Raw genomic sequence first — 12912 nt, 5'->3', positions numbered from 1 at the left:
ATGGATATTAAAAATATAAACTGGCAAAAATGCGGGGGGCTTATCCCCGCAATCACACAAGACTTTGAGACAAGTGAAGTTTTAATGCTTGGATATATGAGTGAAGAATCTTTGGATTTAAGCCTTAAAACAGGTCTTGCACACTATTTTTCACGCTCAAGAAATAGAATTTGGCAAAAAGGTGAAACTAGTGGAAACACACAAGAAATAAAAGAAATTCTTCTTGATTGTGATGGCGATACAATTTTATTAAAAGTAAAACAAAACGGAGTAGCTTGTCATACAGGCGAAAAAAGCTGTTTTTTTACAAAATTTGAAGGATTAAATTTAGTAAAGCAACTTTCTAATAACACTCAAAAACCAAAATATGATATTCTAGATGAGCTTTATCACACAATTGAAGATAGAAAACTAAATGCAAATCCAGAAAACTCTCATGTTGCAAGACTTTTTGCAAAAGGTGAAAATGCCATACTAAAAAAAATATGTGAAGAAGCTGGCGAAGTTGTACTCGCCTGTAAAGATCAAAGCAAATTTGAAAAATATAAACATTTAAATTTAGAGGAATTTGGTGAACATAAACCAGGAGATCCTAAATTTGACATAATTTATGAGGCAAGTGATTTGGTGTTTCACCTGCTCGTTGCTTTAAATGCCCACAATATCCATCCTCAAGCTATTTTAGATGAGCTTGCAAGACGCAATGGAATAAGTGGAATCGATGAAAAAAAATTAAGAAAAGATAAATTTCAATAAAATTAAGCTAAATTCAAAGTTTTTATGATAAAATCAAAGCTTATCTTTAAATTTTAAAGGATTAGTATGCCAAAAATGAAATCAGTCAGAGGTGCATCTAAGCGTTTTAAAGTTGGAAAAAACAAGATAAAAAGAGGCTCTGCTTTTAGAAGCCACATCTTGACTAAAAAGTCTCCAAAACGCAAAAGAAGTGCAAGACAAGAACATTTTGTTCATAAAGCTGATGAAAAAGCTGTAAGAGGTATGCTTTGCAAATAAAATTTGTATAAAGCATTTTGTTTTTGATTTTAAATCATTTAAAAACTCCCCTAAATTTATAGAGATTTAAGGGCAAGATCCATTTTGGACGCCAATTTGTGAAAGGATAAATATGGCAAGAGTAAAAACAGGCGTAATTAGAAGAAGACGCCATAAAAAAGTTTTAAAAGAAGCTCGTGGTTTTTATAGTGGAAGAAGAAAACACTTTAGAAAAGCAAAAGAGCAACTTGAAAGAAGTTTATGCTACGCATATAGAGATAGAAGAGCTAAAAAGAGAGATTTTAGACGTCTTTGGATAGTTAGAATAAATGCTGCTTGCAGACTAAACGATATAAGCTATTCACAATTTATTCACGGTCTTAAAAATGCAGGCATTGAGCTTGATAGAAAAATATTAGCAGATATGGCGATGAACGATGCACAAGCTTTCGAAAACATCGCAGCAAAAGCAAAACAAGCTTTATAATTATATAAAAAAGATACTCTTTTTGGAGTATCTTTTATCTTTTAAATAAATTCAACTTTTTTATCACCGCTTTTTATAACACCAATCTCATAAGCATCACTGTTAGAAACTATATTCTTAGCATTTTCCTTGCTAGCTATTATTATCATTCCAACACCGATATTAAATGTCCTTGACATTTCTTTTTCGCTTACATATTTTGAAATAAATTTAAATATTTCAGGTGTTTTTATTTTTTCTAAATTTATGCAAGCTTTTAAGTTTTCAGGCAATACCCTTGGTAAGTTTTCAACTATTCCTCCGCCTGTTATATGTGCTAAAGCATTTATATCATTTTTAAATTTTAAAAACTCGCTAACATAAATTCTTGTTGGCTCAAGTAAAATATCTATTAAATTTTTATCACCAACCTTATCATCAAATTTCATATTCAATTCTTCGAAAAATAGTTTTCTAACCAAAGAGTATCCATTTGAATGAATTCCGCTACTTGGAAGTGCCAAAACTAAATCGCCATCTTTTACAAACTTAGTTCTATCTATTTCATCTTCTTCTGCCATACCAACAGCAAATCCAGCTAAATCGAAATCATTTTTTTGATAAATTCCAGGCATTTCAGCTGTTTCGCCACCAATTAGAGCTGAATGTGAAATTTCGCAACCCTTAGCAATTCCCTCAACCACTCTAACAGCAACTTCTCTTTTAAGTTTTGATGAGGCGTAATAATCAAGAAAAAATAGAGGTTTTGCAAAATTACAAATAAGATCATTTACACACATTGCAACTAAATCAATGCCAATAGTGTCATATTTTTTAGCATCGATTGCAAGCCTTAATTTTGTACCAACACCATCTGTTGCACCTAAAAGCACAGGTTTTTTATATCCTGTTGGAAGTCTAAAAGCTCCTGAAAACGAACCTATTCCGCCAAGCACAAATTCATTGTGAGTTTTTTTTACAAATGGTTTTATATCATCAACGAATTTATTTCCGGCCTCTATATCAACGCCTGAGTCTTTGTAGCTTATCATATTTATCCCTTAAACAATTGAAATAAGTTACTATTTTAACCAAATTTAGCTAAAATAACACTCAATATGGGGAAAAAATGAAATTTAAAAATGCTATTGTAATAACTGGCGGCATTGCAACTGGAAAAAGTTTGGTTTGTGATATTTTAAAATCTAAAAATTTTAAAATAATTGATGCTGATGAGATAAGTCATCAAATTTTAGATACCCTAACAGATGAAATTTCAAAAATTTTTGGAAACGAGTTTATAAAAGATAGCAAAGTTGATAGAAAAAAACTCGGGAATTTAGTATTTAATGACAAATCAAAACTTAAAACTCTTGAGAGCCTACTTCATCCAAAAATTAAAAATAAAATTTTAGAAAAAGCTGAAATTTTAGAAAAAGAAAAAAAACTTTATTTTGTGGATATTCCGCTATATTTTGAAAGTAAAAACTACTTTGAATTTGATAAAGTTTTACTAATTTATGCACCAAAAAATATGACATTAAAAAGACTTATGAAAAGGAATAGCCTAACAGAAAATGAAGCGTTAGTTAGAATAAACTCTCAGATGCAAATTGAAAAAAAGAGAGATTTAGCAAATTTCATAATTGACAATAGCTCAAATTTAGATATTTTAAATAGCCAAATTGATGAATTTTTAAAAACTTTAAAGGAGTAAAATGAAAATTTCAAAATATTGTGCAAGTGGAAATGATTTTGTGATAATAACTGCTTTTTCTAACAAAAATAGAAGCTTGTTAGCTAAAAAACTTTGCGATAGATTTAATGGTGTTGGAGCAGATGGGCTGATTATAATTTTACCGGATACTAATAATGACTTTAAATGGGAATTTTACAATAGTGATGGAAGTGTTGCAAAAATGTGTGGAAATGGTGCAAGAGCTGCTTTTATGTATGCTTATGAAAACAATCTAATTTCTAAAAAGGCTAAATTTTTAAGTGGTGCTGGAGTTATAGATGGCGAGATATGCAGTTTTAAAAACAAAAATGCTGAAGTAAAAATCAAACTAACAAAACCTAAAGTTTGTTTGCCAAAATTTAATGAACTTGACCTAGAGTGGTGCTTTTATGATACAGGAGTTCCACATCTTGTTAGTTTTGTTAGCGATGTTTCAAAATTTAATTTAGATATTTGTAAAGTTATGCGAAAAAAATACAATGCAAATGTAAATTTTGCACAAATTTTAGATGATAAGATTTTAGTAAGAACCTTTGAAAGAGGTGTTGAAGCTGAAACTTTAGCTTGTGGAACAGGTATGGCAGCTTCATTTTATGCAGCCTTCAAAGAGGGTAAAATTCCTCCACAAATAAGCGTTTACCCAACAAGTGGTGAAAGATTAGAACTTAGTTTAAAAGATGGAGAAATTTACTTTAAAGGCATTGTAAAACATAGTTTTGATGCTATTTTTTATGAATAAAAATTTGAATTAACATTATAAAAACAGCTAAGTTTATCATAACATCAGCAAAGTTAAATACAGCAAATTCAAAGTATTTATGCCAAAATACATAATCTACTACACCACCATGAATAAACCTGTCGATTAAATTTGAAACCCCACCGCCAAAAAGCAAAGCAAAAGGCAAAGTGTGGGCTTTCAAAAGTTTTTTTTCATATAGCAAATATCCAAACAATGCAATTAATAAAATAGCCTGCAACGCTTTTAAATGCTCACCTAAAAAAGCAAACATAGAAAAAGCAACACCCTTATTAAAGGTTAAAATGAGTGAGAAAAACTCTCCATCCCATCTAAAGCCACTCAAAAAAACTTGTTTAATAGCCTGATCTATAATAACTATAGCTAAAAATATAGCTATAAATTTTACCCACAACCTACTCATTTAAAGCTTTTATAAAGAAATTTTCAACCTCATCCATTTTTTCTTTTAATATCTTTTTATCTTTACCTTCTATTAAAAGCCTTATGACTTTTTCAGTTCCTGAATATCTAAAAAGTGTTCTAATGCCACTATCCTCAAGGCTTTTTTTAAGTTCATTTAATCCTACAATTTCATTTAAAGGCTTTTTTTCTTTTATTTTTAAATTTTTTAAAATTTGCGGACATGGAATAAAAGTTTTATTAAGCTCATTTGAAGTTTTATTTAAACTTAGCATGCAAGCACTAAACTGCAATGCACTTGTTATGCCATCACCTGTTTTTGTATAATCACTAAAAATTATATGCCCACTTTGCTCACCGCCAAAATTAGAGCCACTTTCTTTCATCATTTCTAGAACAAATTTATCTCCAACATTACTTCTTAACAGCTTAATATTATTAGCTTTTAAAAGCTCATCAAGACCTTGATTACTCATAGAAGTTGCCACTATTTTATTATTTGCAAGTTTTTTTTGATTTTTTAGAAAAATTGCTAAAATTCCTATTAATGCATCGCCATGAACTACATTTCCCTCATTATCTACAACTACAACCCTATCAGCATCGCCATCAAAAGCAAATCCAACATCTGCTCTAAGTCTTACAACTTCACTTGCAAGTTTTGCAGGATACAAGGCACCACAATTTTCGTTTATGTTTTGACCATTTGGTTCGTTATTTATAACAAAAATTTCAGCTCCAAGTTCTGAAAAAATTGTAGGAGCAACTTTATAGCTTGCACCATTTGCAGTGTCTAAAACTATTCTTAAAGAGCGTAAATTTAAACCTTTTGGAAAAGAGTTTTTTATGTGAACTATATATCTTCCTATAACATCGTCTACTCTTTTTGCAGCCCCTATTTCCATGCACTGTTTTCTAGCCGCATGTATAAGCTCATCACTGTTTAAAATTTCTTCTATTTTTCTTTCTTCGCTCTCATCAAGTTTAAAACCTTGTGCATCAAAAAATTTAATTCCATTATCATAATAAGGATTATGTGAGGCACTTATCATAATTCCAGCATCACATCTCATATCTTCTGTTAAAAAAGCAATAGCAGGTGTTGGCATAGGACCAACTTGTCTAACATTATAACCAATAGACGTAAGTCCTGCTACAATTGCTGTTTCTATCATATAGCCACTTCTTCTTGTATCTTTTCCAAGAAGTATCATATTTGTTTGGGAATTTTTTCTAAAGTAAATTCCTGCAGCCATTGCTATTTTCATAGCAAGCTCTGCTGTCAATTCCTCTCCAGCCTTTCCCCTAACTCCATCAGTTCCAAAATATTTCATAAAATAGCCTTAAATTCTTAAATTTTAAAAGCTCATTTTAGCATATATTTGTTATAAATTATCTTAGAATTAAAAAGTGCTTAAATTAAGTCTAAATTAAAGATTTTTTTGTATAATGCAACACTTAATTATATTGAATTTAAAAGGTATATAAAATGGCAAATCATAAATCTGCTGAAAAAAGAGCAAGACAAACTGTTAAAAAAACAGAGAGAAATAGATTTTACCGCACAAGACTTAAAAACATTTCAAGAGCGGTAAGACAGGCTGTTGAAGCAAACGACAAAGAAGCTGCAAGTGCTGCTTTTAAAGTTGCAAATCAAGACATTCATAGTTTTGTAAGTAGAGGTTTTCTTAAAAAACAAACTGCTTCAAGAAGAGTTAGTCGCCTTGCAAAACTTGTAAATTCTATGGATAAAGCTGAATAACTTATGCTTGCTGATAAGCTTGAAAATTTTATAAAAAGATATGACGAGATCTCAAATTTGCTCGTCAGTCAAGATATTATCAGCAATGTAGATGAAATGACTAAGCTTGCTAAAGAGCAAAGCAGTATTGAAGAAATTTACAAAGCATCGAAAGAATACTTTAGCACAATCCAAGGCATCGAAGATAACAAAAATTTATTAGAAGATCCGGAACTTGGTGAGCTCGCAAAAGAGGAATTAAAACTTTTAGAAGACAAAAAATTATCTCTTGAAAACGAGATAAAGATACTTCTCATCCCAAAAGATCCAAACGATGATAGAAACATATTTCTAGAGCTTCGTGCTGGAACAGGTGGAGATGAGGCTGCACTTTTTGTTGGTGATTTAGTAAACGCGTACTTAAGATATGCTGAGATTAAAGGCTATAAAACTGAAATCGTTTCTCAAAGCGAAGGAAGTGCTGGAGGCTTTAAAGAAATTATTCTACTTGTAAAAGGAAAAGGTGCCTACTCAAGACTTAAATTCGAAGGTGGAACTCACAGAGTTCAAAGAGTTCCTGAAACTGAAAGCCAAGGAAGAGTTCACACTAGTGCAATAACTGTTGCTATTATGCCAGAAGTTGATGATAATGATATAATCATTAATCCAAATGATCTTAAAATAGATGTTATGAGAAGCTCAGGACATGGTGGACAAAGTGTAAATACAACTGATAGTGCCGTTAGAGTTACTCATATACCAACTGGACTTGTTGTAGTAAATCAAGATGGAAAAAGCCAACATAAAAATAAAGATGCTGCTTTAAAGGTTTTAAAAGCAAGACTTTATGAGATGCAAGAAGCTAAACGCCTTGAAGAAGAGAGAGAAAAAAGAAAAGAACAAGTTGGAACTGGCGATAGAAGTGGCAGGATAAGAACCTACAACTATCCACAAAACAGAATCTCTGATCATCGTATAAATTTAACTCTTTATAGACTAGAAGCAATTATGTCAGCTGGACTTTTTGATGAGATAATAGATCCATTAATTGCCTATTATCAAGCAAAAGCAGTCTCAGGCGAAGAAGAGTAATTTACATTTCTAAAATAAAACCACATTAAGATTAAAAATTAAACTTACTTTTGCTATAATTAGCAAAATATAGCAAAAGGAGTAGGCTGTGAAAAAAATATTAGTTTGTGTTGATAATAATCCTTTAAATGAAGCTGTATGTAGTTATGGCTTAGAGATGGCAAAAAAGCTAAACTTAGAAGTTATTTTTTTACATGTTATAAAAACCCCACTTTTTACACCGAATTTTTTAGGCTTAGCAGCTGGCGGACTTGTAGTAACCCAAGGAAGCGATATGGTTTATGACCCAGAAGAGCTTAAACCTACAAAAGAGCAGATTGATGAAGCTGAAGATATGCTAAAAAAAGCTAAAAAAATGGCTGATGAGGCAGACATTAAATCAAGTAGCGATTTACAATGTGGTGATATAATAGAAATTTTAATAAACTATAATGATATTGCCGCAATAGTTGTATCAATAAAAGATGAAACTGAAGATATTCAAAACAACATAATTGCACTTACAAGAGAGTCAAAAACACCAATTTTATTTGTAAATAAGGAGTTTTCTGAGATTAAATCAGCTCTTGTTGCATTTGATGGTGGCGATGCGGCTATAAAAACTCTACATAGCATAAAAGATAGTAATATTTTTGGTCAAGACTTAGAATATCATGTGCTAAACATAAATAAAGATGAAAAAAAATCAAAAGAAATTTTAGATATAGCAAAAGATATTTTAAAAAATGAAAATGCAAAATTTGTAAGTTTAAGTGGCGAAGTTGCAGATGAGCTAATATCATATAGAAGAGCAAATAACTTAGATCTTTTTGTAATGGGAAGCTTTAGTAAGGGTATTTTTGCTACACTATTTTTTGGAAGCACATCTAAAAATGTTGTTGAAAAAGCATTAGTTCCTGTTTTTGTTGCACAGTGAGTAATATAAACTCGCTTGAAATCTATAAAAAAATTTTAGGCGATAAAAAGGTTAGCGTTATAGAGTTTTTGGCTAAAAACCATGATAAAAATGGCTTTATAACGCTAAGCATTAATGAGATTTGCACTCTGACAAACACAAGTAAGCCAACGGTTATCCAAACCTTAAAACTACTTGATGAAAAATTTGTTTTAAAAAAAATTAAAAATGGGGTTTACAAACTAAATTTATAAAACTCCTAAATGAGTAAGCAAAATTCTAGTACCTATAAAAATAAGTATTACTCCACCTAAAATCATAGCTTTACTTTCTAAATACTCCCCTACTTTTTTTCCGATAAAACAGGCCAACAAACAAAGAATAAAACAAAGCGTAAAAATAACAAAAGTTGAATAACTCAAACTAACATAGCTTAAGCCAAATGTTACACCAATAGCCATAGCATCAATACTCGTAGCAACTCCACCAAACACTAACTCTTTGTTAGTTAAACTAACTACCTTTTCATCATTTGCCTCTTTTATCATTTTTACTCCTAAAAAAAGAAGTATGAAAAACGCTATAAAATGATCAATTTCACTTATAAATTTAGCAAAGCCAATGCCTAAAATATAACCCAAAACACACATTAATCCTTGAAAAAATGCATAAACAAAAGCTATTTTTAAGGCTATTAAAAACTTTAAATTTGGATATTTCGCACCATTTGCTATGCTTAAAGCCACACTATCCATACTAAGACCAAAAGCTATTAAAAAAACTTCCATTAAAATCCTTTTATTTTGAAGCACAATTATAACTAATTATGATAAAATACTAAAATTTTAAAGGCAGATTATGACAAACACTCAAATAGCAAAAATTTCACTCATTACCATAGCAATTGCCTGGGGGGCGACATTTTTACCAATACAATATATGCTTAAAAATATAAATGTCCCAAGCTTTTTATTTTTTAGGTTTTTAATTTCTGCTATTTTACTTTGGATAATCTCGTTTAAAATAGGTATAAAATTTGACAAAACCTCAACTAAATTTGGTGTTATTTTAGGTATTTTTATGTTTTTAGACTTTATGTTTCAAACTTACGCTCTAAACTATACTTTTAGCTCAACTGTTGCTTTTATAATAGGATTAAATGTTGTAATAGTGCCATTTTTAATGTATTTTATCTTTAAAATACACCTTAGCTTTAATGCAATTTTAGGAGCCGTAATGGCAGTTTTGGGACTGTTTTTGCTAAGTGGAACAAGTGGTTTAAGGCTTGGATTTGGCGAAGTATTAAGCCTTATTTCAGCTTTTGCTTATGCTCTTCATGTTGTTTACACAGGTAGGTTTGCTAGAGCTTGTAACATTTATATACTCCTAATAACTCAATTTTTTACAATGAGCTTTTTAACACTTATTTATGCTCTATTTTTTGCAACTCCTAGCAAAAACTCTTTAAATATATTTGGAGGGTTTGAAATTTGGTTAAGTATAAATTTTGTGTACATGATAATATTTACTGCTGTTTTTGCTACAGTAATTGCCTTTTTTGTACAAACAAAAGCTCAAATTTATCTAACCCCAGAACAAACTTCACTAATTTTAATTTTGGAGCCAGTAAGCGCAGGATTTATTGGATACTTTATAGGAAATGAGCTTTTAAGCAAAGCTCAAATTTTTGGAGCAATTCTCATAATAACTGCAATTTTAATAAATGAGCTTAATCTAACCAAATTCATAAGAAAGTTCACTAGACGAATTTTTTAAGATATTTTAGCTATTTTTTTATAAATTGCTACACAAAAAAACACTAAAGATGCAATTATTATAATACTTGCACCACTTGTTAAATTAAATTTATAACTAATTATTAGACCCATTGTGCATAGTAAGGATGAAATAATACTTGAAAATAGCATCATCTCACCTAATCTTTTTGAAAAATTTTCAGCAATATATGGAGGAATTGTAAGAAGTGCAATAACCAAGATAAGTCCCACAACCTGAATAGTAGAAACAACACAAAGCGTCATTAAAACAACTAAAAGATAATAAATTAATTTTGTTTTAACGCCCCTAAGTCCTGCAAATTCCATATCAAAACTTATCGCACAAAATTGTCTATAAAAAAGCACTATGAAAAATAGAATTGCTAAATTTACAAATCCTATAAAAATTAAAGTATTTTTATCAATTGCCAAAATAGAACCAAACAAATAACCCATTAAATCAACATTGTATCCTGGAGTTAAATCAATCAATATAATACCTACAGCCATTCCAAATGCCCAAATAGCACCAATTATTGAATCAAATCTCTCTTTATCTTTTAAGCTCATAAAAGCAACTATTAAAGCTAAAGCAATGCTAAATAATGTTGCCCCAAGAAGTGGTGAAAAGCCTAGAAAAAAAGCTAGTCCAATGCCACCGTATGCACCATGAGAAATTCCACCCGCTATAAAAGTCATTTTATTTATAACAACAAGTGAGCCAATTATTCCACATGCTATACTTACTAAAATTCCTCCTAAAAATGCGTTTTGCATAAAAGTTAAACTTAACATTTCTTGCATGAACACTCCTTTAAAATCAGCTCAACATCACAAAAATGACTATGATTTTGCTCTAAATGTTCTAAAAAGTTATTTCGTTTATCTGTACTTATATCATGCATTATGAGTTTTTTATTTACATAGGCTACCCTGTTTGCGTAATTTATAGAAGTATTTAAATCATGGCTTATCATCAAAACTCCAACTCCATTTTCATGTATTTTTTTTAGAATTTCATAAATTTCGATTTGCCCTCTTATATCAATACTTGCAGTTGGCTCATCTAAAAATAACATTTTAGCACCACTTACCAAAGCTCTTGCGATATAAACTCTTTGTCTTTGCCCACCGCTTAGTGCAAAAATTTTCTTTTTATAAAAATCTTGCATACCAACTATTTCAAGTGCTTTCAAGGCTTTTTCTTTATCGTCTTTTGAATAGAAGAAAAATTTTTTCTTATCTATTCTTCCCATTAAAACTACTTCTAAAACGCTTATTGGAAAAGATTTATTAAGTGGGATTAGTTGAGGAACATAGCCAATTTGTTTTGAAACCTCATTTGGATTTTTATCAAAAATTTTTATCTCACCAGAGTTTGGTTTTAAAAGCCCCAAAAGAAGCTTTAATAATGTGCTTTTCCCACCGCCATTTGGACCAATTATACATAAAAAATCTTTCTCATTATATGTAAAATTAATATTTTCTAAAACTAAATTTTCATCATAGCCAAAATTTAAATTTTCAACCTTTATCATAAAGACTCCAAGCTTCCAGCTATTAAAAACATAAAAACACCAATAATTAACATAAAAGCTAAACCTAAAAACTCGATATAAATTTTCAAATTTTCAAATTTTGAACTTGTAAATTTGTTTATTCCAGCTCCGAAAATAGCTGCTAAAAAAATAATAAAACTCATGCCAAATCCCATAAAAAAAGCACTTAAAAAAGCCACCCCGTAACTTCCAACATTAAAGGCTAATAAAAAAACTAAAATTGTGCCAGGACATGGAATAATAGCTGAACTAAGTGCGATTAACCACTCTTCTTTTTTTGATTTTTTATTTTTTTTAAAATCTATTGGGTGAAATTTTAGAGTTGATATGTTTGAGTTGTTCAAATTTAAAGTGTTTAGATTAGAATTAAAAATTTCACTTTTTTTTGTGTTTGCGCTTTTACAACTTATACATCCACATTCTTTTGGGTGATTATTGTTTGCAAGAAATTTTATTTTTTGTATAAACATATAAATTGCAATTAAAATTATCATTAAAGATGAAATTTGTGTTGTTAGCTTAATAGTATTTGACGATATGCTTCCTGCAACTATGTCTATTACAAACACAGTTATTAAAACGATTAAAAAAGCTCCAATTACATGAAAAAAACCTATTTTTAGAGCAAATTTAAAGCTTTTTAAATAATTTCCTCCATTTGCTAAAAAATAGCTAGTTGTTAAAACCTTTGCATGTCCTGGACCTGCTGCGTGAAAAAAGCCATACAAAAACGATATAAAAATCACACTAATTATGAGCTTTAAGCTTAAATCATTTGTGCTTTTTGTAAAAATAGCCTTTAATTTTTCAAGTGAATTTATAGCAGTTTTATCTATAAAATTTAGTTTTTTTGTATTGTTATCTATTCCACTATTATTAACAAGATCTTTTAAATTTTTTTGAATTTTTACAGGGACTTTTCCACTTTCAAAAAGAGCAAAATTTGCTCCTAAATTTGAGTTAAATTCAATATGCAAATCATCATTTACTCTAACCGCGTCACTATTTAAAAAAGTAAAGTTAAAATAACCATTTTCATCATAAGCTGTTGTTTTAAAAACTCTATTTTTTTGAATTTTAACACCTATATTTTGCTTAAATTTAAAAACAATTCTTCCATCTTCCATTACAGTTTTTGCATCACTAAAATTACCTTCTATTAAATTTGACTCACCATTTGGCATATCATACCACTGAAAATTCATCAAAAAGTTTTTATCACCTACATAGTTAAGCATTGCAAAATTTACTTCATCAAGTTCATTTTTTTCAAGTTTTGAATTTGCATTAAAGTCATATCCTTGAAGTGTAAGATCTGTAAAATTTTGAGAAAATATCCATGAAATTTCGATATTTTTAAGAGTGTCTTCTTCGGTATTAAAATTTAAAAAAACATGTGCAGTTGGTGTCATTAAGGCACACAACGCACAAGCTAGAATTTGCGTCTTAACAAAAATTAAAAGTATTACAAATATCCTCATTTTAAAC

General features: G+C 29.8%; 17 protein-coding genes. 10 read left to right on the top strand and 7 right to left on the bottom strand.

The genetic code is table 11. From position 1 onward, the window contains the following. The 3 genes from hisIE to rplT all read left to right on the top strand — a co-directional run bounded on the left by hisIE (position 1) and on the right by rplT (position 1480). A complete protein-coding gene (gene hisIE / locus CURT_RS00355; protein WP_018713548.1) occupies positions 1-756 on the top strand; it encodes a bifunctional phosphoribosyl-AMP cyclohydrolase/phosphoribosyl-ATP diphosphatase HisIE in 756 nt (251 codons plus the stop codon). A gap of 66 nt (positions 757-822) precedes the next feature. Then, the gene (rpmI, locus tag CURT_RS00350) at positions 823-1014 is read left to right on the top strand and encodes a 50S ribosomal protein L35 (RefSeq protein ID WP_018713549.1); all 192 of its coding nucleotides are present in this window, start codon (positions 823-825) and stop codon (positions 1012-1014) included. A 112-nt stretch (positions 1015-1126) separates the two neighbouring features. Further along, on the top strand, positions 1127-1480 hold the full coding sequence (gene rplT / locus CURT_RS00345) for a 50S ribosomal protein L20 (RefSeq protein ID WP_018713550.1): 354 nt from the start codon (positions 1127-1129) through the stop codon (positions 1478-1480). A 41-nt stretch (positions 1481-1521) separates the two neighbouring features. Here the strand turns inward: rplT and purM are convergent, their stop codons facing one another. Beyond that, on the bottom strand, positions 1522-2511 hold the full coding sequence (purM, locus tag CURT_RS00340) for a phosphoribosylformylglycinamidine cyclo-ligase (protein ID WP_018713551.1): 990 nt from the start codon (positions 2509-2511) through the stop codon (positions 1522-1524). A gap of 77 nt (positions 2512-2588) precedes the next feature. Here purM and coaE point away from each other — a divergent pair, with 77 nt between their 5' ends. Next, positions 2589-3176, top strand: a complete 588-nt coding sequence (gene coaE, locus CURT_RS00335; RefSeq protein WP_018713552.1) for a dephospho-CoA kinase — start codon at positions 2589-2591, stop codon at positions 3174-3176. A gap of 1 nt (position 3177) precedes the next feature. After that, positions 3178-3936 (top strand): diaminopimelate epimerase, encoded by a 759-nt coding sequence (gene dapF, locus CURT_RS00330; protein WP_018713553.1) that lies wholly within the window; start codon positions 3178-3180, stop codon positions 3934-3936. On the opposite strand, the gene lspA is transcribed toward dapF, so the two are convergent. Both lspA and glmM read right to left on the bottom strand, forming a co-directional pair. Next, positions 3920-4360 carry a signal peptidase II gene (lspA, locus tag CURT_RS00325; protein WP_018713554.1) on the bottom strand — a complete coding sequence of 147 codons (441 nt, stop codon included), beginning with the start codon at positions 4358-4360 and terminating at the stop codon, positions 3920-3922. The two genes, dapF and lspA, sit on opposite strands and share 17 nt — an antisense overlap. After that, the gene (gene glmM / locus CURT_RS00320) at positions 4353-5693 is read right to left on the bottom strand and encodes a phosphoglucosamine mutase (RefSeq protein WP_018713555.1); all 1341 of its coding nucleotides are present in this window, start codon (positions 5691-5693) and stop codon (positions 4353-4355) included. The genes lspA and glmM overlap by 8 nt, the downstream gene beginning before the upstream one ends. A gap of 155 nt (positions 5694-5848) precedes the next feature. Between glmM and rpsT the strand changes: the two genes are divergently transcribed. The 4 genes from rpsT (at position 5849) to CURT_RS00300 (ending at position 8341) form a co-directional block, all read left to right on the top strand. Next, entirely contained in the window at positions 5849-6121 is a 273-nt protein-coding gene (gene rpsT / locus CURT_RS00315; protein ID WP_016646237.1) for a 30S ribosomal protein S20, read from the top strand. 3 nt (positions 6122-6124) lie between these two features. Further along, complete coding sequence (prfA, locus tag CURT_RS00310) at positions 6125-7192, top strand: peptide chain release factor 1 (protein WP_018713556.1); 1068 nt, start codon at positions 6125-6127, stop codon at positions 7190-7192. 88 nt (positions 7193-7280) lie between these two features. Further along, positions 7281-8108 (top strand): universal stress protein, encoded by an 828-nt coding sequence (locus tag CURT_RS00305; protein WP_018713557.1) that lies wholly within the window; start codon positions 7281-7283, stop codon positions 8106-8108. Then, positions 8105-8341 carry a replication/maintenance protein RepL gene (locus tag CURT_RS00300; RefSeq protein ID WP_018713558.1) on the top strand — a complete coding sequence of 79 codons (237 nt, stop codon included), beginning with the start codon at positions 8105-8107 and terminating at the stop codon, positions 8339-8341. The genes CURT_RS00305 and CURT_RS00300 overlap by 4 nt, the downstream gene beginning before the upstream one ends. Here CURT_RS00300 and CURT_RS00295 read toward each other — a convergent pair. Beyond that, positions 8336-8875, bottom strand: a complete 540-nt coding sequence (locus CURT_RS00295; RefSeq protein ID WP_018713559.1) for a manganese efflux pump MntP — start codon at positions 8873-8875, stop codon at positions 8336-8338. The genes CURT_RS00300 and CURT_RS00295 overlap by 6 nt on opposite strands. 70 nt (positions 8876-8945) lie before the next feature. Between CURT_RS00295 and CURT_RS00290 the strand changes: the two genes are divergently transcribed. Then, complete coding sequence (locus CURT_RS00290; RefSeq protein WP_018713560.1) at positions 8946-9863, top strand: DMT family transporter; 918 nt, start codon at positions 8946-8948, stop codon at positions 9861-9863. On the opposite strand, the gene CURT_RS00285 is transcribed toward CURT_RS00290, so the two are convergent. From CURT_RS00285 to CURT_RS00275, 3 genes are read right to left on the bottom strand one after another with little or no spacing between them, the layout of a single operon-like run. Then, positions 9860-10669, bottom strand: a complete 810-nt coding sequence (locus CURT_RS00285) for a metal ABC transporter permease (RefSeq protein WP_018713561.1) — start codon at positions 10667-10669, stop codon at positions 9860-9862. The genes CURT_RS00290 and CURT_RS00285 overlap by 4 nt on opposite strands. Continuing rightward, positions 10654-11403, bottom strand: a complete 750-nt coding sequence (locus CURT_RS00280) for a metal ABC transporter ATP-binding protein (RefSeq protein WP_018713562.1) — start codon at positions 11401-11403, stop codon at positions 10654-10656. The genes CURT_RS00285 and CURT_RS00280 overlap by 16 nt, the downstream gene beginning before the upstream one ends. Continuing rightward, positions 11400-12905 carry a HoxN/HupN/NixA family nickel/cobalt transporter gene (locus CURT_RS00275; RefSeq protein ID WP_018713563.1) on the bottom strand — a complete coding sequence of 502 codons (1506 nt, stop codon included), beginning with the start codon at positions 12903-12905 and terminating at the stop codon, positions 11400-11402. Before CURT_RS00275 ends, CURT_RS00280 begins: the two co-directional genes overlap by 4 nt. Positions 12906-12912 lie beyond the last annotated feature (7 nt).

The sequence above is a fragment of the Campylobacter ureolyticus genome (assembly GCF_013372225.1).
In the GTDB taxonomy this organism is placed as follows: Bacteria; Campylobacterota; Campylobacteria; order Campylobacterales; family Campylobacteraceae; genus Campylobacter_B; species Campylobacter_B ureolyticus.
Note: the sequence above shows the minus strand (reverse complement) of the source record. Positions and strands in the feature narration are given on the sequence as shown.

What these genes read in the sequence shown, in the direction of transcription:
- hisIE (WP_018713548.1), top strand. Translation starts at nt 1, where the DNA reads ATGGATATTAAAAATATAAACTGGCAAAAATGCGGGGGGCTTATCCCC.
- rpmI (WP_018713549.1), top strand. Translation starts at nt 823, where the DNA reads ATGCCAAAAATGAAATCAGTCAGAGGTGCATCTAAGCGTTTTAAAGTT.
- rplT (WP_018713550.1), top strand. Translation starts at nt 1,127, where the DNA reads ATGGCAAGAGTAAAAACAGGCGTAATTAGAAGAAGACGCCATAAAAAA.
- purM (WP_018713551.1), bottom strand. Translation starts at nt 2,511, where the DNA reads ATGATAAGCTACAAAGACTCAGGCGTTGATATAGAGGCCGGAAATAAA.
- coaE (WP_018713552.1), top strand. Translation starts at nt 2,589, where the DNA reads ATGAAATTTAAAAATGCTATTGTAATAACTGGCGGCATTGCAACTGGA.
- dapF (WP_018713553.1), top strand. Translation starts at nt 3,178, where the DNA reads ATGAAAATTTCAAAATATTGTGCAAGTGGAAATGATTTTGTGATAATA.
- lspA (WP_018713554.1), bottom strand. Translation starts at nt 4,360, where the DNA reads ATGAGTAGGTTGTGGGTAAAATTTATAGCTATATTTTTAGCTATAGTT.
- glmM (WP_018713555.1), bottom strand. Translation starts at nt 5,693, where the DNA reads ATGAAATATTTTGGAACTGATGGAGTTAGGGGAAAGGCTGGAGAGGAA.
- rpsT (WP_016646237.1), top strand. Translation starts at nt 5,849, where the DNA reads ATGGCAAATCATAAATCTGCTGAAAAAAGAGCAAGACAAACTGTTAAA.
- prfA (WP_018713556.1), top strand. Translation starts at nt 6,125, where the DNA reads ATGCTTGCTGATAAGCTTGAAAATTTTATAAAAAGATATGACGAGATC.
- CURT_RS00295 (WP_018713559.1), bottom strand. Translation starts at nt 8,875, where the DNA reads ATGGAAGTTTTTTTAATAGCTTTTGGTCTTAGTATGGATAGTGTGGCT.
- CURT_RS00290 (WP_018713560.1), top strand. Translation starts at nt 8,946, where the DNA reads ATGACAAACACTCAAATAGCAAAAATTTCACTCATTACCATAGCAATT.
- CURT_RS00285 (WP_018713561.1), bottom strand. Translation starts at nt 10,669, where the DNA reads ATGCAAGAAATGTTAAGTTTAACTTTTATGCAAAACGCATTTTTAGGA.
- CURT_RS00280 (WP_018713562.1), bottom strand. Translation starts at nt 11,403, where the DNA reads ATGATAAAGGTTGAAAATTTAAATTTTGGCTATGATGAAAATTTAGTT.
- CURT_RS00275 (WP_018713563.1), bottom strand. Translation starts at nt 12,905, where the DNA reads ATGAGGATATTTGTAATACTTTTAATTTTTGTTAAGACGCAAATTCTA.